At 65.6% G+C, this 17,519-nt stretch carries 14 protein-coding genes; 7 read left to right on the top strand and 7 right to left on the bottom strand.

Translation table 11 applies throughout. The annotated features are described in order from the left end of the window. Positions 1–35: 35 nt before the first annotated feature. Genes L6Q67_RS09210 through L6Q67_RS09200 form a run of 3 tightly spaced genes read left to right on the top strand, consistent with a single transcriptional unit; the run spans position 36 to position 4,110 of the window. Positions 36–1,604, top strand: a complete 1,569-nt coding sequence (locus L6Q67_RS09210) for a polyamine aminopropyltransferase (RefSeq protein ID WP_296568334.1) — start codon at positions 36–38, stop codon at positions 1,602–1,604. Next, positions 1,604–3,223 (top strand): NAD(P)-binding protein, encoded by a 1,620-nt coding sequence (locus L6Q67_RS09205; protein ID WP_296568332.1) that lies wholly within the window; start codon positions 1,604–1,606, stop codon positions 3,221–3,223. Before L6Q67_RS09210 ends, L6Q67_RS09205 begins: the two co-directional genes overlap by 1 nt. A 14-nt stretch (positions 3,224–3,237) precedes the next feature. Next, on the top strand, positions 3,238–4,110 hold the full coding sequence (locus L6Q67_RS09200; protein ID WP_296568330.1) for an alpha/beta fold hydrolase: 873 nt from the start codon (positions 3,238–3,240) through the stop codon (positions 4,108–4,110). Here L6Q67_RS09200 and L6Q67_RS09195 read toward each other — a convergent pair. The 6 genes from L6Q67_RS09195 to L6Q67_RS09170 form a co-directional block, all read right to left on the bottom strand. Further along, positions 4,091–4,513 (bottom strand): hypothetical protein, encoded by a 423-nt coding sequence (locus L6Q67_RS09195; RefSeq protein ID WP_296568328.1) that lies wholly within the window; start codon positions 4,511–4,513, stop codon positions 4,091–4,093. The two genes, L6Q67_RS09200 and L6Q67_RS09195, sit on opposite strands and share 20 nt — an antisense overlap. Positions 4,514–4,523: 10 nt before the next feature. Continuing rightward, positions 4,524–5,822: a hypothetical protein gene (locus tag L6Q67_RS09190; RefSeq protein WP_296568325.1), complete on the bottom strand. Its 1,299-nt coding sequence runs from the start codon at positions 5,820–5,822 to the stop codon at positions 4,524–4,526. 115 nt (positions 5,823–5,937) lie between these two features. Continuing rightward, positions 5,938–8,916: a hybrid sensor histidine kinase/response regulator gene (locus L6Q67_RS09185; RefSeq protein ID WP_296568323.1), complete on the bottom strand. Its 2,979-nt coding sequence runs from the start codon at positions 8,914–8,916 to the stop codon at positions 5,938–5,940. 31 nt (positions 8,917–8,947) lie between these two features. Next, complete coding sequence (locus tag L6Q67_RS09180; RefSeq protein ID WP_296568321.1) at positions 8,948–9,595, bottom strand: hypothetical protein; 648 nt, start codon at positions 9,593–9,595, stop codon at positions 8,948–8,950. 64 nt (positions 9,596–9,659) lie between these two features. Next, positions 9,660–11,291, bottom strand: coding sequence for an ABC-F family ATPase (locus L6Q67_RS09175; RefSeq protein ID WP_296568319.1), 1,632 nt, complete (start codon positions 11,289–11,291; stop codon positions 9,660–9,662). A 158-nt stretch (positions 11,292–11,449) separates the two neighbouring features. Continuing rightward, positions 11,450–11,875 (bottom strand): PilZ domain-containing protein, encoded by a 426-nt coding sequence (locus L6Q67_RS09170; RefSeq protein WP_296568317.1) that lies wholly within the window; start codon positions 11,873–11,875, stop codon positions 11,450–11,452. A gap of 339 nt (positions 11,876–12,214) precedes the next feature. Here L6Q67_RS09170 and L6Q67_RS09165 point away from each other — a divergent pair, with 339 nt between their 5' ends. The 3 genes from L6Q67_RS09165 (at position 12,215) to L6Q67_RS09155 (ending at position 14,903) form a co-directional block, all read left to right on the top strand. Beyond that, complete coding sequence (locus tag L6Q67_RS09165) at positions 12,215–12,847, top strand: PEP-CTERM sorting domain-containing protein (protein ID WP_296568315.1); 633 nt, start codon at positions 12,215–12,217, stop codon at positions 12,845–12,847. A 356-nt stretch (positions 12,848–13,203) separates the two neighbouring features. Next, positions 13,204–13,830, top strand: coding sequence for a PEP-CTERM sorting domain-containing protein (locus L6Q67_RS09160; RefSeq protein WP_296568313.1), 627 nt, complete (start codon positions 13,204–13,206; stop codon positions 13,828–13,830). 401 nt (positions 13,831–14,231) lie between these two features. Continuing rightward, positions 14,232–14,903 carry a choice-of-anchor E domain-containing protein gene (locus L6Q67_RS09155; protein WP_296568311.1) on the top strand — a complete coding sequence of 224 codons (672 nt, stop codon included), beginning with the start codon at positions 14,232–14,234 and terminating at the stop codon, positions 14,901–14,903. Between the two features lie 172 nt (positions 14,904–15,075). On the opposite strand, the gene L6Q67_RS09150 is transcribed toward L6Q67_RS09155, so the two are convergent. Beyond that, positions 15,076–15,804, bottom strand: a complete 729-nt coding sequence (locus L6Q67_RS09150; RefSeq protein WP_296568309.1) for a YebC/PmpR family DNA-binding transcriptional regulator — start codon at positions 15,802–15,804, stop codon at positions 15,076–15,078. Between the two features lie 182 nt (positions 15,805–15,986). Here L6Q67_RS09150 and L6Q67_RS09145 point away from each other — a divergent pair, with 182 nt between their 5' ends. After that, positions 15,987–17,516: a helicase HerA-like C-terminal domain-containing protein gene (locus tag L6Q67_RS09145; RefSeq protein WP_296568308.1), complete on the top strand. Its 1,530-nt coding sequence runs from the start codon at positions 15,987–15,989 to the stop codon at positions 17,514–17,516. Positions 17,517–17,519 lie beyond the last annotated feature (3 nt).

The following is a 17,519-nucleotide window of genomic DNA, read 5'->3' as shown; positions in this document are numbered from 1 at the left end:
GCCCGGCAAGCGCTTTCCGGGTAGAGTCCGCAGCCATGTCCGCACCCCGAATTCCCCCCGCCACCCCCGCCTCCACCCGCCCAGCGAGCGGCCTGCCCGACCGCCTGCTGATCCTGTCGGTGTTCGTCGTGGCCTCCTGCGGCCTGGCCTACGAACTGATCGCCGGCGCCCTGTCGAGCTACCTGCTCGGCGACTCGGTGCTGCAGTTCTCGTCGATCATCGGCTGCTATCTGTTCGCCATGGGCGTGGGCTCGCACCTTTCAAAGTACGTGGACGACCGGGACGTGCTGGCGCGCTTCATCGACATCGAGCTGCTGGTGGGGCTGATCGGCGGCATGTCGGCGACCCTGCTGTTCCTGCTCTTCGCCTGGATGGCGGCCCCCTTCCGCAGCGCCCTATACGCCCTGGTCTTCCTCCTTGGCGTGCTGGTGGGCATGGAGATTCCGCTGGTGATGCGCGTCCTGCACAGCCGCCAGGCCAGCTTCAGCGAACTGGTGAGCCGGGTGCTGACCTTCGACTACCTGGGCGCCCTGGCCGTGTCCCTGCTCTTTCCCCTGGTGCTGGCCCCCAAGCTGGGCCTGTCGCGCACCGGTTTCCTGTTCGGCATGGCCAACGTGGCCGTGGCCCTGTGGACGCTGTGGTATTACCGCCGGGAGATCCCCCGGCTGCGCAGCCGCCTGACCCGCGGCGCCCTGGTCATGGCCTTCCTGGCCGGCGGCCTGGCCGTCTCCGAAAAACTCACCCACTGGGCCGAGCGCGGCCTCTTCGGCGACGAGGTGATCTTCGCCACCACCACCCCCTACCAGCGCATCGCCGTGACCCGCTGGAAGGACGACACCCGCCTCCACATCAACGGCAACCTGCAGTTCTCCAGCCGAGACGAGCACCGCTACCACGAGGCCCTGGTGCACCCGGCCCTGCAGACCCTGCCCTGGGCCCGCTCGGTACTGGTGCTGGGCGGCGGCGACGGCCTGGCGGTGCGCGAAGTCCTGCGCCACGCCCAGGTGGAACGGGTCACCCTGGTGGACCTGGACCCGGCCATGACCGACCTGTTCACCCGCAACGAGTATCTGTCCGGGCTCAACGGGCAGGCCCTGTCCAACCCCCGGGTCACGGTCATCAACGCCGATGCCGGCCAGTGGCTGGAGACCCACAGCGAGGTCTTCGACCTGATCATCGCCGACTTCCCCGACCCCTCCAGCTTCGGCCTCGGCAAGCTCTACTCGGTGCCCATGTATCGCCTCATGGCCAAGCACCTGTCGGCCCGGGGTGCCCTGGTGGTGCAGTCCACCTCACCGTGGTTCGCCCCGCGCAGCTTCTGGTGCATCGATGCCACCCTGCGCGAGGCCGGCTTCCACACCCACCCCTACCATGCCCACGTCCCCTCCTTCGGTGAATGGGGTTTCAACCTTGCCACCCGTCAGCCGGGCTACACGCCCCCGACGGCCTACAGCGTGCCCACCCGCTACCTGGACGCGGAAACCACCCGGCTGATGTTCCAGTTTCCCGCCGACATGCAGCGCCTGCCCGTCGATCCCAACCACCTCAACGACCAGCGGCTGGTGCATTACTTCCAGCAGGACTGGAACAACGTGGTGCGTTGATGGAGCGGCGCGGCTTTCTGCGGGCCAGTGGGGCCGCCGGGCTCGGACTGGCCCTGCCGGCCTGCCGCGGCCTGGCGCACCTGGGCATCCCGATCCACATCCGCCAGCCCGGCCTGGCCGAGGGGCATCGTCTGCGTGACGCCGGGCCGCTGCCCGTACCGACCCGGGAGATCCGCACCGGTGTGGCCATCCTCGGCAGCGGGGTGGCGGGGCTCACGGCCGCCTGGCGACTGGCCCGGGACGGGTATGACGACTTCCTCCTCATCGACGGCCCGGAGCCCGACGGCAACGCCGCTGCCGGCCGCTTCGACAGCCCCTCAGGCCCCCTGCCCCACCCCCGCGGCGCCCACTACCTGCCCCTGCCTTCGATGGAATCCCGGGGAGTGCGGGAGCTGCTATTCGAGCTCGGCGTGATCGAGGCCGAACCCTTCTCGGAACGCCCACGCTTCAGTGAAGCGGCCCTGGTCCACGCCCCGGACGAGCGCCTGTTTTTCGACGGCGCCTGGCACGAAGGCCTGCTGCCCACCGAACAGGTGAATGCGGACGAAGCCGGGCAGCATCGGCGCTTCCTCGCCGAGATGGCGGCCCTGACCCGCCGCCGGGGCAGCGACGGCCGCCGCCTGTTCTGTGTGCCGAAGGCGCTTTCATCCACGGATGCGGAATGGCACCAACTCGACACCCTGAGCTTTCGCGACTGGCTGACGGCCCGCGCTTACAGCGCCCCCAGCCTGCACACCTGGCTCGACTATGTGTGCCGGGACGAATACGGTGCGGGCCCGGAACACGTATCGGCCTGGGCCGGCCTGCATTACTTCGCCAGCCGCGGCGGGCACGCCGCCAATGCCGCCGACGGCACCCTGCTCACCTGGCCCGAGGGCCTGGCCTTTCTGGCCCGGGGCCTGCGCAGCCGGGTGCCCCCTGCCCGGCAGCAGCCCGGCTACGCCCTGCGCATCGATGAAACCCGCGAGGGCGTGGCCATCCTCTGCCAGAACGCCGCCGGTCCCTTCCTGCTCCACGCGCGCCGCGCCATCTGCGCCATGCCCCTGCACGTGGCGGCACGGGTCATTCCCCATCTGCGCGACTACGGCTTCGACCCGGCCCGGCATCTGCCCGCCCAGGCCCCCTGGCTGGTGGCCAACTTTCTGCTCGACGGCTTTCCCACCGAGCCGGTGGAGTCGCCCCTGGCCTGGGACAACGTGATCCATGGCAGCCCGGGCCTGGGCTGGGTCGTCTCCACCCACCAGTGGCTGCGGGCCGCCAAGCCCGCCCACACGGTCTTCACCGCCTACCGGGCCCTGGCCGACCAGGCGCCCGCCGACGCCCGGCAACGACTGCTGGCCATGCGCCCGGACGAACTTCTGGAACTGGCCGCCGTCGACCTGAAGCAGGCCTATGGCGCCCTCGAGCTGTGGCGCCGGACCCAGGCTGTGGACATCACGGTACGGGGTCACGGCATGGCCATCCCGGGCTGCGGCAGCCTGAACGACCCCGGCCTGGCCGCCCTCCAGGCCGCCGACGGGCGCCTGCTGTTTGCCCACGCCGATCTGTCCGGCTATTCGGTTTTCGAGGAAGCCAGCTGGTGGGGCGAACGGGCCGCCCGGCTGGCCGCCACCCGCTAGGGAGACCCACCTACATGCAATCCGCCCCCGAACCTCGCAGGAGAAGCTGGCTGCGCAGCCTGCTGGCTGCCCCGGTGGTCCTCTATGGGGCGGCTCTTGCCGCCATCGGCCTGAAGCAGGAAGACCTGCTCTTCCACCCGGAGCCCCTGCCGGCAGATTTCAGCTTCACCGGCCTCTACCCACCGGAGCAGGATTTCGAGGAGCTGCGCATTCCCGTCGATGGTGCCGAGCTCAGCGCGCTGCTGTTCCGCCAGCCCGCCAGCCGCGGCCTGGTCTTCTACCTGCACGGCAATGCGGGAAACCTCGTGGGCTGGACGCGCAACATCGCCTTTTACCGCCACCTCGGCTTCGATCTGTTCATGCTCGACTACCGGGGCTTCGGCAAGAGCACCGGCCGCATCAGCAGCGAGGCGCAGCTCCACGCCGACGTACGTGCCGCGTGGGCGCGGGTGACGCCGGCCTACGCCGGCAAGCCGGTGGTGATCCTGGGCCGCTCCCTGGGCAGCGGTCTGGCCACCCAGCTGGCGGCCGAGGTGACACCGGCCCTGCTGATCCTGGTGACGCCCTACACCAGCGTGGAACGCCTAGCCACCGAGCAGTTTCCCCTGGTCCCGGCAGCGCTGCTGAAATACCCCCTGCGCACCGATCGGCTGATCGGCACGGTCAAAAGCCCGATCCTGATCGCCCACGGGGACGCGGACGAGCTGATTCCCTTCGAGCACGCCCGCCAACTGGTGGCGGCAAGCGACGGACGCGCCACGCTGCTGCGCGTGGAAGGCGCCCGGCACGCGGACATCCACGAGTTTCCGGCCTACCTGGAAGGGCTGTCGCAGCGCATCATGGCCCTGGGCAATACGGGTAAAAGCATCAGCGTGCCACCACATTGACGCCCGGGCGAAGATCCGCTTCGTCGATATAACCGACGCCGCCCGGCAACGCAGCCACCAGACGGCTCACCTCGGCAGCATTGACGACTTCCCTTGGCGGGACACCCTTGCCCACGTAGCGGCGCACCGTCCAGTAGGCGGTGTAACGCTCCTCATCCGTGCTCACCCAGCGGACGAGAAAACGATTGCGCACGGCATCTCCCACGGGCAGATCGATGGGCGTCACACGAACACCCGCCACTTCCACCACCTTGCCGGTATAGATGCGCTCCACGGTCACGCGGTCAAGACGCGGCACCGACGGATGGGCAATCAGCACGACGTCCCCGGCCTGTACGGCCGGCGACAGGCCACTCAAGGCAAAGGCCAGCATCAGGGAGCCGAGGAGACGGACGCGAGGCAAGTGGCTCACCTCAGAAGGAGAAGCTGTAAGAAAGCGAGAACACATCCAGCTTCTGCCCACGGCTGGATGCGCCCAGCGGCGCATCGTAGAACGCCGATGTGAGCCCGGTATGGGTGCGCTGCCACTCAGCCTTCAGCACCTGTCCACGCCCCAGGGCATAACTCGTCCCCAAGGCAAGGGTGTGCTGATCAAAGACCAGGGCCGAATCCGCCCCCCAGCGCTGGGTCAGATTGACCACTGCGGCCCCCGGCACCGACGACGGCAGCCGGCTTCCTTCCAGTGTCGCGTAGAGACTTCGCGCATGTTCGGACGAGCGCAGCGACGCCCCATACACATAGGGCGTCCACGCCCCCATCGGCTTGAGCACCGCCAGATAGCCCGCCAGGGAGTTGGTACCCGATGCCAGGCTCATCCTCTCGCTGCGCCGCCACGCCAGCTCGCTGATGAGGCTGAAGCCGGCCCCCAGCTCGCGCTCCAGCCCGACCGACAGGGTGTAAAAGCGCACGCTGTCCTTCATCGGCACGCCAGGCCCCGGAATGCGGGGATCCGTCTGATAGTAGCCAACGCCCGGCGCCACCGGGACGTAAGGATAATCCACGCCAAATTTCAGGGTATCCAGCTGGGAATCCCAGGCCAGCACACTGACACGAAAACGGCTCTCGGCCTCCCGGACGGTAAGGATGGTCCCCACAAAAGCACCGGAAATGCCTTCATGCCAGCCCCCCGATACGGCACCGGGGACAAGCAGCGGATCATCCCGTAAATACACCCGCCAAGTCCCCTGCGCCCATCCTGCAAACCCCTCCAGATCCACATCCGTGCTACCAAGGAACCAGCTGCGGCCAACCGACAAACCGTAAAAGTCCCAGGTCGGCAGAATCGAATAGACCTCGATCGGCAGCCGCGCAAAAGGGAAGGTGGTGCCGACGTCGATATTCTCCGAATACAGCAGCATCGGGATGCGCAGCTTGCCTGCCCTGAGGATGAGCTCGTTGCTGGGCCGCCAGGCAAGGAAGGCCCACGGCAGGCGCACGTTCCACTCCTTGTCGCTGCTCTCGGACGGCGCAAACCGCGCCTGGACTGTTGCCGTCACTTCCGGCGTCAGCACCGCATCGGCCTGGAAGCCGAGGAGCGAATCCCGGGTCAGGGTGCCGTCGCTGTCGATGAAGCGCTGATAACGGTGCTCGTTCCCTGACCGGGCATAACCCAGAGTGCCAAAGGATGAGAGACGGACATCAGCGCTCTCTGCCGCATAGGCGCACGAAGAGACGGCCAGACCGGCGAGGATGACTCCAAGAAATCGACGCATGGCAAAAGCAGAGGCGAGGCGCACCGGCGCAAGGATCAGACGGTACGATTATCCCAGCAACCAACACCCGGGATGAGCAGCAATTGCACACCCCGCCGACACGGGCCGGACGGAATCAGACCTGACTCACGGCCGTGGTCGCGGGCAACGGACTGGACTCCTCCAACGCATTGTCGGAGGGAAGGACCTGCGCAAGCCCGGCCACGATGACCTGCAGGTGTTCCTCCAGGCTTTTCAGCGCCATGCGGGCACGGTTGTTGTCACCCGCATGGGCTGCCGCCTCGAGGCGCCCGGCCAGGGCCGAGACCTCGGTCATGCCGAGCAGGCCGGCGCGCCCCTTGAGGGTATGGGCGAAGGAGGCCACTTGATCCCAGGCCCGATCATCCACGGCGGCCCGCAGTTCCACCGGACCGCCGGCAAACTGCAGGCGGAACTTGGCCAGCAGGCGCGGGTAGAGGGTGGGGCTGATGCCCGTGTCGTTGATCGCACAGCGGGCGTCCAGACCTGGAATGTCGTCCAGCCCGGCCAGCACCACCGAGCCCGAGGCCGCCACCGGCAGATCGGCCAGATCCGGCGCCCCCGGGTAGTGCTGGCGCAGCACCTTGTACAGATCGCTCAGCTCGTAGGGCTTGTTGAGGCAGCCGTTCATGCCGATGGCCAGGCAGCGCTCCAGCACGGCACGGCCGCTGTGGGCCGACAAGGCGTAGATGGGCAGGTCGTCATAGGCGGGCTGGGCACGAAGCTGGCGCACCGCCTCGTAGCCATCCATCACCGGCATCTGCAGGTCCATGAACACCAGTGCGTAGTGATCGGGGGGCTGGGCGGAGAGCTGCCCGAGGGCATCCCGGCCATCCCCGGCGGTATCCACCTCGACCCCCCAGCGCCCCATCAGGGCAATGGCCACATCGCGCCCGGTGGCGTTGTCTTCCACCAGCAGCACACGCATGCCGTCGAGGGCGCCGGTGGCCACCTCGCCACTGCCGGAGCTCGCCACGACACGGCCCAGCACCGCGTCACAAAGGCGTCGCAGCACCCCGGGCAGCACCGGTTTGTCGCAGAAATGCAGGCCATCGCGCCGGATCTCCGAAGCCTCTCCGTCAATGCCCCGGGGCATGGACATGAGGGCCACGTGATGGGGCGCGAGGTCGGGCTGCTGCTGCAGGATCTCGAGGATCGCTCCACCATCCTTGTCGGGCAGCGACCAGTCGAGGAAGAGCAGGTCGTAAGGCAGCCCGTCAGTCCGGGCGGCTTCCAGGCAGCTCAGCACCTCCGCGCCACAGCTGACCGCATCCACGTCGTCGATCCCCTCGAAGTTGAGCAGATCGATGAGGGCCAGGCGGGCCTCGGGGTAGTCATCGGCCACCAGCACACGCAGGCTGGGGCCGGGCTTGTCCGCCGGAGCCGTCTGGCGGCGCTCGTCCCGGGCCAGGGGCAGCAGCACCTGGAACACGCTCCCCCGCTTGGGCACGCTGTGCACCCGGATGTCGCCCCCCATCAGATCCACCAGCCGGCGCACGATGGCCAGGCCCAGGCCGGTTCCGCCGTACTGGCGGGTAGTGGCACCGTCGGCCTGCACGAAGTCCTCGAACAGGCGCTCGATCTGGTCGGTGCGCATGCCGATGCCGGTGTCTTCGACGATCAGACTGAGCATCAGACGCCCGTCCTCCGCCGTCTGGCCATCGACCCGCAGGGACACGTGACCGGAAGGGGTGAATTTGACCGCGTTGGACAACAGGTTGCCCAGCACCTGCCCGATGCGCAGCGGGTCTCCGACGAGGGACTCGGCCAGCAGGCTGCCGCTGCCGGGGCGCGCCTCGAAGAGCAGTTCCACGCCCTTCTCCAGAGCGGCCCGCTCGACCAGCAGATAAGCGCTGGAGATCACCTCCTCGAGGCGGAAGGGCACGCTCTCCAGTTCCAGCCGCCCGGCTTCGATCTTGGAGAAATCCAGGATGTCGTTGACGGTATCGAGCAGGCTGCGCCCGGCCATCCGGATCTTCTCGGCGTAGTCCCGCTGGCGCGGCGGCAGCGGGCTATGGAGGATCAGCTCGGCCATGCCGATCACCGCATTGAGCGGGGTACGGATTTCATGACTCATGTTGGCGAGGAACATGGACTTGGCCTGGGTTGCCTGCTCGGCCCGGGCGCTGGCCTCCTTCAGCGCCGACTCGATGTCCTCACGCTCGTGGATGTCGCGCTCGATGGCCGTGGCCATGGAGTTGAAGGCGTCCCGCAGCACCCGCACCTCCTCCACGCCCCCCTCGCCCGTCACCCGCACATCGTACTGGCCACGGGCCAGCCGACCGGTGGCGGCGGACATGCCTTCAAGGGGGATGAGCACCTTGCTGCGTGTGGTGCGCAGCCCGAACAGCACCAGCAGGGCCGCGCTCCCCATGGCCACGATCACCGCGATGATCCAGTTGCGCAGGTGCTGGCGCGCCTCCTCCACCTGGCGTCCGGTGCGCTGGTCCACCTGTTCCAGCAGCCGGGCCACGGCCACCGCGACACGGGCGTGCTGGTGATCGTATTCCTGCCCATGAACCAGCTTCACGGCCAGATCGGGGTGGGGCTGCCCGTCGGAGACGAAGGCGCGGGTGGTGGGATCGTAGAGCCCCTGGGTAGCGGCGAAGGCCACCTGCTCGAGCTGCTTGAGGGCCTCGGATTCGGCCAGCACCGCCTCCAGGGCAGCCAGCTCGGCCCCCTGGAAACCCAGGCTCACCATGCGCGAACGCATCGATATCCGGGGCCCGTCCACCGGCGGCTCGAAGGCCGTCTCTCCGGCAATCACACGGTCCCAGTAGCTGGCCGCGCTGCCTTTCTCGACCGCGGGCTTCTCGCCTTCGCGAATCGCCAGAATGGCGTAGTAATAGGTGAGATAGCGCGTCTCGCGGGTCACCACGTAGCTGCGCACGAGACGGCCGAGGGTATCCATCTCGCGGCGGAGCTCGCCGACGAGGTGCAGTGCTTCGATCCGCTCGTCCTGCACCGCCTGGGCCCGGTCAAAGGCGTTCAGCACCAGCAGGGAAATCACCCCGTTGATCGCAACCATCAGCAACAGGGCCGCGGAGAAGATCAGGGATAGCTTGCTGAGTTTCATGGCCGTTCAAGAGCTTACACGGCCCCGGGCCTCAGGTAGCGTGGCAGGCTTTACGGCGACGCACAGATTCACTAAGCAGGTCGAGAACGCAGTAGAACGCCCCCGCCGCCAGGGGCGGATTGGCCACCGGCCAGCCCAGCCCGGGCAGGGCTGCGCGCCAGGTCCAGTTGCCCAGCCAGGTTCCCCACAGCTCCATGCCGAGGGACAGCAGAAACATCGTGATGTAGAGCCGCGGTGAGGGCCCCCGCCACACGCAGACCAGAAAGACCGCCAGCAGGGCCGGCCCCATCCAGTCGATGCCGGCCACCGCCAGGGCGCTGACCGCCGCCAGGGCCAGCCAGGGCGTGAGGGCAATCACCCGCCCGGGCACGCGCCCGGCCCACTGCAGGCCCAGCCAGTAGAGAAGCACGTGCCCCGGCGGCACGAACAGGGGCAGGTTGCCGAGACGATAGTCGTACAAGCCCCACACCAGCGACAGCACCACTTCACCGGCAGTGGCGATGAGCAGGCAGGCCACCAGCCGCAGGCGCAAACCTGCCGCCTGGACCATCAGCACAGCGAAGAGCAGCCATACCCACAGGCTCACCAGGGGTTGCCCCCAGGCCCCGCCATGGCGATCCACCGCCAGCCCCACCAGGATGGTGAGCACGACGAGGATGGGCTGGATGACGGGTTTCACGGTGATGCGGAGCCCGCGTCGGGCACGGAGCGTGTGCGCGCCCGACGATGGAAGAACCGGAGGCTTACTGGATGCCCTGGCTGGACAGGTATTCCTCGTAGGTGCCGCGGTAGTCCACGATGTCGCCGGGGCCGCGGATCTCGAGGATGCGGGTGGCGATGGACGACACGAAGGCCCGGTCGTGGGAGACGAAGAACAGGGTGCCGCTGAAATCAGCGATACCCGAGTTGAGGGACTCGATGGACTCCATGTCCATGTGGTTGGTCGGCTCATCCAGCAGCAGCACGTTCTTGCGCTGGAGCATGAGCTTGCCGAAGAGCATGCGGCCCTGCTCGCCCCCGGAGATCACCTTGACCGACTTCTTCACGTCGTCACCCTTGAAGAGCAGACGACCGAGCGTGCCGCGGATCAGGGTCTCGGCATCGTCACCCTCGTAGCCGCCCTCGCGCACGTATCCGCTGATCCAGTCGGTAAGATTTTCGCCGCTGGCGAAGTCTTCGGCGTGATCCTGGGCGTAATAACCCAGCTTGGCCTTCTCGGCCCATTTGATGGTGCCGAACTGGGGCGCCAGGCCATGCAGGCCGGTGCCCACCAGCAGCTTCAGCAGCGTGGTCTTGCCGATGCCGTTCTCGCCGATGATGGCGATGCGGTCGTTGGCGTCGGCGGTGAAGGTGAAGTTCTTGATGATCGGGTTGGCCGGATCGTAACCGAAGGTCAGGTTCTCGATCTCGACGGCCTGGCGGTGCAGCTTTTCCTTCTCGTCGTAGTCGAAGCGGATCCACGGATACTGGCGGCTCGAGGGCTTGAACTCCTCGATCTTGATCTTCTCGATCTGCTTGGCGCGGCTGGTGGCCTGGCGGGCCTTGGACTTGTTTGCCGAGAAGCGGCGCACGAACTCCTGCAGTTCCTGGACCTTCTCCTTGGCCTTCTGGTTGGCGTTGGACTGGCGCTCGCGGGCCTGGGTGGAGGCCTCGATGTAGTCGTCCCAGTTACCGGGCCACACCTGAATGCGGCCGTAGTCCAGATCCGCCATGTGGGTACACACCTGGTTCAGGAAGTGGCGGTCGTGGGAGATGATGATCATGGTGGAGTTGCGCTCGTTGAGCACGTCTTCCAGCCAGCGGATGGTGTTGATGTCCAGGTTGTTGGTCGGTTCGTCCAGCAGGAGGATGTCCGGATTGGCAAACAGGGCCTGGGCCAGCAGCACGCGCAGCTTCCAGCCCGGCGCCACTTCACGCATCAGGCCAGCGTGCTGCTCGGTGGGGATGCCCACCCCGTGCAGCAGCTCGCCGGCCCGGGCCTCGGCGGTGTAGCCGTCGTACTCGGCAAAGTGGCCCTCCAGCTCGGCGGCCTTCATGTAGTCCTCTTCGGTGGCCTCCGGGTTGGCGTAGATCGCATCCTTCTCCTGCATGCAGGTCCACATCTCGGCATGCCCCTGCATCACCACATCGAGCACCCGCACATCCTCGTAACCGAACTGGTCCTGGCGCAGGAAGGCCATGCGCTCGCCACTGTCGAGGGCCACGTTGCCCGCGGACGGCTCGAGCACGCCGGCCAGGATCTTCATGAAGGTGGACTTGCCGGCCCCGTTGGCGCCGATCAGGCCGTAGCGGTTGCCGTCACCGAACTTGACGGAGACGTTCTCGAACAGGGGCTTGGCCCCGAACTGCATGGTGATGTTGTTGGCGATGAGCACGGCAGGAATTCCTCAATTTTCGGGGGCCAGGGCGGCCAAACGAAAACGCCGGCGCATGGCCGGCGAAGCTGGTACGGAATTTATCATATCTTTCAAGCACCTGGGCAGATTTCACAGCACCCGCCCGGAGCCTGAAGCAGCGCTCGCCCGCCCCACGCCTAGATCAGGGAAGGGCCCGTCACGATCGCCGCCGCCTCCTTCTCCGAGATGCGGATGGTGGCGGTGGCAATCACATGAACCGTCAGCCAGTCATGCAGACGGGCCGCCCCCTCACCCTCGAAGGAAAGGAAGCGGCAACCAAACAGCCCGCCCTCTTCACCCAGCACAAAGTTCATGCCCTGCGCCATGCCGCGGATCTCGTCGGGCACGCCTTCGATCTGCAGCACAAAGGGGAAAGGACCGCTGCCCAGGGGCGGCACCCCCGCTGGCAGACTGAACCCCTCCAGGGAAAGGTCGTTCAGTGGCCGGCGCTGCCCGTCGATGACCGCCCAGAAACAGACGCTGCCCCAGCGCTTGGCCACAAAGCGCTGGCGACGGCGGCGCTCCTGATGCTCCACGCCGATACTTCCCAGATCTTCAGCCATCTAATCGCCCCGAAAACATCAAAATCACATAATTACACAAATAATTGCAAATTATTCCGAAAAAAACAATTCCAGGATACTGAATTTGAATACAAAAAAATGCAGGCGGCGAATTCATCAATTAAACAAAAACGCGGCCAACGGAATTAAACATGAATTTACAATCAAGTGTCGAGGGATTTGACACTTCTTAATGTCACCCTTTTACACACTTTACAATATATTGATTTATTTGAAATATCCCACTTCAGGCACACCTTTTGCTCAAAGAAGGCCAGGCAGCGTCGGCACCACCAAGCTGCCAATAATTTTCACAAATTTCTCACTGGAGTTCTATTCATGAAGAAGACCCTTCTGGCCCTGGCCCTGATCGCCGCCGGTTCCGCCCAAGCTGCCACCATCACCCAATCCGCTGCCCTGAACCTGGAAACCACCGAGATCCACCAGATCTTCAACATCAACAAGTTTGATTCCGCTCTGGGCACCCTGACCGGCGTCGCCATCACCCTGGACGGCGAAGCCATCTCCAGCGCCACCCTGACCAACACCGCCGCTCAAGCTCAGCGCTTCCAGTTCGGCAGCACCCTGAACCTGTACCTGGACGGCGCCGGCCTCTCCGAAGTCCTGGCCCTGAACCTGTTCAACTACAACAGCCAGATCCAAGTTGGCCAGACCGTCAACCTGGGCACCGTGAACCCGTCCGACAGCCTGCTGATCAACGCAGCTGACCTGTCCGCCTTCATCGGCACCGGCACCACCTCCTTCACCTGCGACAGCCTGGTTTCCAACAGCCAAGCCGGCGGCGGCGGCAACATCACCGTTGTCCAGAACACCCAAGCCGGTTGCGGCCTGAGCGTTGTTTACACCTACGACGTTCCGACCACCCCGCCCGCTCAAGTGCCGGAACCCGCCTCCATGGCGCTGGTCGGCCTCGGCATGATGGGCCTGGCTGCCATCCGTCGTCGCAAGTAATTCTCCCTGCATCCCCGGCCTCCGGGGAGCAGAGCAGAATGGAAAAGGCTGCCGCAAGGCGGCCTTTTTTACGTCAACACACCGGCGCACAGAACTTTCCAAGCCCATCGCCATACGAACATATGCAGGACATTTTCCCTCGACATGGCGCGGCATTTCCCCTAGCACATGAGGGATAGGCACAAGCCCGGGCGTCGAAAGATTTGACACTTCTTGATGCATATGTTTTTTGGATTTTACAATCCATTGATTTTTATACAAAATTTAAACTGGCATACACATTGCTAAAGACATGATAGCAAGCCAGCACCACCCAACAGTCCCGGCTTTCACCATTTTCCACTGGAGTTTCATCAATGAAAAAGACCCTTCTCGCCCTGGCACTGATCGCCGCTGGCACCGTCCAGGCTGGCGTCATCACCCAAACCGCTGCCCTGACCCTCGAAACCACCGAGATCCATCAGGTCTTCAACATCAACAAGTTTGACGCCACCCTGGGCACCCTGACCGGTGTCTCCGTCATCCTGAACGGCGAAGCCCTCTCCACCGTCACCCTGCTGAACACCGCCGCCCAATCCCAGCGCTTCGGCTTCGTCAGCGACCTGACCCTGTTCCTGGACGGTGCCGGCCTGTCCCAAACCCTGGCGCTGAACCTCTTCACCTTCCCCCCGACCGTCCTGCCGGTTGGCGTGCTGACCGATCTGGGCACCGCCAACCCCACCGACAGCCTGACCTTCAGCGCGTCTGACCTGAGCCAGTTCATCGGCACCGGCACCACCAGCTTCACCTGCGAAAGCCTGGTGGTTAACACCCAGTCCGGCGGTGGCGGCAACATCCGCGTGACCCAGGAAACCCAAGCCGGTTGCGGCCTGTCCGTGGTTTACACCTACGACACCCCGTCCAACCCGACTCCGGAACCCGCCTCCATGGCCCTGGTCGGCCTCGGCATGCTCGGTCTGGCTGCCATCCGTCGTCGCAAGTAATTCTCTTCGCTCCCCGGGCACCCGGGAAGCGCAGCAGGATGAGAGGGGCTGCCGCAAGGCGGCCCTTTTTTCGTCCACCATTTACACCACAGCGTCCTGCAAACCTCACCGATACCTGCGCCTCCTGCTCCGCACCCTCCTTCGGAGGCCATACCCCTTCCCTGGCCAGCACGATTGCATGGGAGCCATTCTCCCTCAAAGCGGGAACTGCAGCACATTGAGGAATGATAAATTTCCTCAAAACGATCAAAATTAACCAAAACGATAAATACGAAACACTCCGAAACAACCTGATCGGCCTAGGCTCGGTATCTTCAGGGGGTGTTGAAACGAATCCGGCCTGACGCCCGGGAAGCCCTTTTTTCCGGTCCGCACAGTGATTCAAGACGATGGGGTGCTCCGTGATCAAGACTGTTCTCGCGCTGGCGCTGGCCGCTGGCATGGCGGCTGGCTCCGCCCACGGGGCGAGCCTGTCCTTCAGCAATGCCAACTCACTGACGCCGATCTCCCAGGACGGGATCCTGGATCTCTTTGACGCCAATATCGGCACCCTGCACAAGGTCCGGCTGACCCTGTCGGGCACGGGGAACAGCACCTTCGTGCTCAACAACACGTCGGGGAGCGGCCAGACCGTCACTGCCAGCTCCGTCATCCTGATGTATTTCAGCAGCTCGCTGCCCAGCCTCAACACCACCCTGGATGTCCTCATGCCGGCCCTCCAGATGCAGGCTTCCACCGGCCCGGTCAGCCTGGATGCAGGCATGGGCGCCCGCATCGGCCCGGTGATCAGCAGCGCGACCCTGACGCTGGACACGCTGACGCCCGGCCTGTTCGCCCAGGCGGGCGGCGGCAATTTCACGATCTACTGCGAGAATTCGGACGACAGGCAGCTGGCTGGCGGCAACAGCACGGTCACGCTCGGCCTCGTCACCCAGGCCGGCTGTGGCGCCACGGTGGAATACGACTACACGCCCCGGGCCAGCCCGATTCCGGAGCCGACCTCCATGGCCCTGCTCGGGCTCGGCATGGCAGGCTTGCTGGCCACGGTCCGCCGTCGCAAGCGCGGGGGCTGAGGACCCACTCATTCGGCATCACCATCCTGCGCCGCAACCGGCGAGGCTGGCGCCCGTGCGCCGCCTCCAGGAGGTGTCGAATTCAATCGACGACGGGCTTCCGGTTACCGGCCTGCCCGTGGCTCACGCTGCGGAGGTCGAATGAGTTCGACCCCACGGGCATGTCTGCCTATTACTCCTCGTCCATTGCAGCCGAGGTGTACACCGCCTGAACATCGTCCAGGGACTCCAAGGCGTCGAGCAGCTTCTGCATGCGCAGGGCATCATCGCCAGCGAGCTCGGTTTCGTTGAGGGGCTTCATGGTGACTTCGCCGAACTCGGCGGTGAAGCCGGCCTTTTCCAGGGCCTCGCGCACATCGCCGAACTGGTAGGGGTCGGTCAGGACTTCGATGGAGCCGTCGTCGTTGGTGGCCACGTCGTCGGCACCGGCCTCGAGGGCGGCTTCCATCAGTGCATCTTCAGAGGTGCCCGGGGCGAACAGCAGCTGGCCGCAGTGCTTGAACTGGAAGGCCACACAGCCGTCGGTGCCCATGTTGCCGCCGTACTTGTTGAAGGCGTGACGCACGTCCGCCACGGTGCGGGTCTTGTTGTCGGTCAGGCAGTCCACCATCACCGCGGCGCCGGCAATGCCGTAGCCCTCGTAACGCGACTCTTCATAGGTCACGCCTTCCAGCTCGCCGGTACCCTTCTTGACCGCACGGTCGATGTTGTCGGCGGGCATGTTGACGGCCTTGGCCTTGTCCACCGCCAGGCGCAGGCGCGGGTTGAAAGCGGCATCGCCTCCACCCATGCGGGCCGCCACGGTGATTTCCTTGGCCAGCCGGGAGAAGACCCGGCCGCGCTTCTCGTCCTGCCGGCCCTTGCGGTGCTGGATATTGGCCCACTTGGAATGACCCGCCATGATTCTGTGTCCTTGCTTCGCGACGTAAAGGCGCGATTTTACCCCGCCACCTGTTTTTCGCGCAGCTTCGCGACTGATCCGCGTCAATTTCAACCCGATTCCACCGGATTTCATACCCAAGGCAGATCCTTGCCCGATAATCCCGTTCACCGTTTTTTCGCCCCGTCTGCCAGGAGAGATTCATGACCGCGCCGCTGCTCATCGCCAAGTCCAAGGACAAGGAAATCCATCTGCTGCCCCAGCTGGCCAACCGCCATGGCCTCATCACCGGCGCCACCGGCACCGGCAAGACCGTCACCCTGCAGAAGATGGCAGAGGCCTTCGCCAGCATCGGCGTCCCGGTGTTCATGGCCGACGTGAAGGGCGACCTGTCCGGCGTCGGCGCGGCCGGCGTCGAATCCCCCAAGCTCAAGGAGCGCCTGGCCGCCCTGGGCATCAGCGAGTTCGCGCCCCGGGCCAATACCGCCGTGTTCTGGGATGTCTTCGGCGAAGCCGGCCACCCGGTGCGGGCCACCGTGTCCGACATGGGACCGATGCTGCTGGCGCGCCTGCTCAACCTCAACGACACCCAGGCCGGCGTGCTGCAGCTGGTGTTCAAGATCGCCGACGACCAGGGCCTCTTGATCATCGATCTGAAGGACCTGCGCGCCACCATCCAGTACGTGGGCGACAACGCCAAGGAATTCACCACCCAGTACGGCAACATCTCCGCCGCCTCCATCGGCGCCATCCAGCGTGGCCTGCTCGGCATCGAAACCCAGGGCGGCGACAAGTTCTTCGGCGAGCCCATGCTCGATATCGCCGACCTGATGCAGACCGACGCCGACGGCCGTGGCGTGATCAACATCCTGGCCGCCGACAAGCTCTACAACGCCCCCAAGCTGTACTCCACCTTCCTGCTGTGGATGCTGGCCGAGCTCTTCGAGCAGCTGCCGGAAGTCGGCGACGTGGACAAGCCCAAGCTGGTGTTCTTCTTCGACGAGGCCCACCTGCTCTTCAACGAGGCCCCCAAGGCCCTGCTCGAGAAGATCGAGCAGGTGGTGCGCCTGATCCGCTCCAAGGGCGTGGGTGTGTACTTCGTCACCCAGAACCCGCTGGACGTCCCCGAGACGGTGCTGGGACAGCTCGGCAACCGCGTCCAGCATGCCCTGCGTGCCTTCACCCCGCGGGACCAGAAGGCCGTCAAGACCGCCGCCGAAACCATGCGCGCCAACCCCGAGTTCGACGCCGCCACGGTCATCACCGAACTCGGCGTGGGTGAAGCCCTGATCTCCTTCCTCGACGAAAAGGGCCGCCCCCACATCGTCGAGCGCGCCTCCATCATCGCCCCGGCCTCCCGCCTCGGCCCCCTCACCCCCAGCGAACGCAAGGCCGCCATCGAAGGCTCGGTGATCTACGGGCACTACGAAGAAGTGGTGGACCGGGAATCCGCCTTCGAGAAGCTCCAGGGCGGTAGCAGCGCGGCCCCGGCAGCCGGCAACCCGGCCCCCCGCGGTGGTCAGGCGGCCCCGGCAGAAGAAAGCGGCGGCGGCCTGTTCGGCGGCCTCAGCGACATCCTCTTCGGCAGCACCGGCCCCCGCGGCGGGCGCCACCCCGGCCTCGCCGAAACCGCCGCCAAGAGCGTGGCCCGCACCGTCGGCTCCACCATCGGGCGGGAGATCGTGCGCGGCGTGCTCGGCTCCATCCTCGGTGGCGGCAGCCGGCGTCGCTGAGCC

Origin of the sequence: Zoogloea sp., assembly GCF_023150065.1 — a bacterium.
GTDB lineage: Bacteria > Pseudomonadota > Gammaproteobacteria > Burkholderiales > Rhodocyclaceae > Zoogloea.
The sequence above is the reverse complement of the archived record's forward strand: the minus strand, read 5'-3'. Positions and strand labels throughout refer to the sequence as shown.

Excerpts from the sequence above, each read along its gene's own strand:
- L6Q67_RS09210 (WP_296568334.1), top strand. The coding sequence starts at position 36 with ATGTCCGCACCCCGAATTCCCCCCGCCACCCCCGCCTCCACCCGCCCA.
- L6Q67_RS09205 (WP_296568332.1), top strand. The coding sequence starts at position 1,604 with ATGGAGCGGCGCGGCTTTCTGCGGGCCAGTGGGGCCGCCGGGCTCGGA.
- L6Q67_RS09200 (WP_296568330.1), top strand. The coding sequence starts at position 3,238 with ATGCAATCCGCCCCCGAACCTCGCAGGAGAAGCTGGCTGCGCAGCCTG.
- L6Q67_RS09190 (WP_296568325.1), bottom strand. The coding sequence starts at position 5,822 with ATGCGTCGATTTCTTGGAGTCATCCTCGCCGGTCTGGCCGTCTCTTCG.
- L6Q67_RS09185 (WP_296568323.1), bottom strand. The coding sequence starts at position 8,916 with ATGAAACTCAGCAAGCTATCCCTGATCTTCTCCGCGGCCCTGTTGCTG.
- L6Q67_RS09170 (WP_296568317.1), bottom strand. The coding sequence starts at position 11,875 with ATGGCTGAAGATCTGGGAAGTATCGGCGTGGAGCATCAGGAGCGCCGC.
- L6Q67_RS09165 (WP_296568315.1), top strand. The coding sequence starts at position 12,215 with ATGAAGAAGACCCTTCTGGCCCTGGCCCTGATCGCCGCCGGTTCCGCC.
- L6Q67_RS09160 (WP_296568313.1), top strand. The coding sequence starts at position 13,204 with ATGAAAAAGACCCTTCTCGCCCTGGCACTGATCGCCGCTGGCACCGTC.
- L6Q67_RS09150 (WP_296568309.1), bottom strand. The coding sequence starts at position 15,804 with ATGGCGGGTCATTCCAAGTGGGCCAATATCCAGCACCGCAAGGGCCGG.
- L6Q67_RS09145 (WP_296568308.1), top strand. The coding sequence starts at position 15,987 with ATGACCGCGCCGCTGCTCATCGCCAAGTCCAAGGACAAGGAAATCCAT.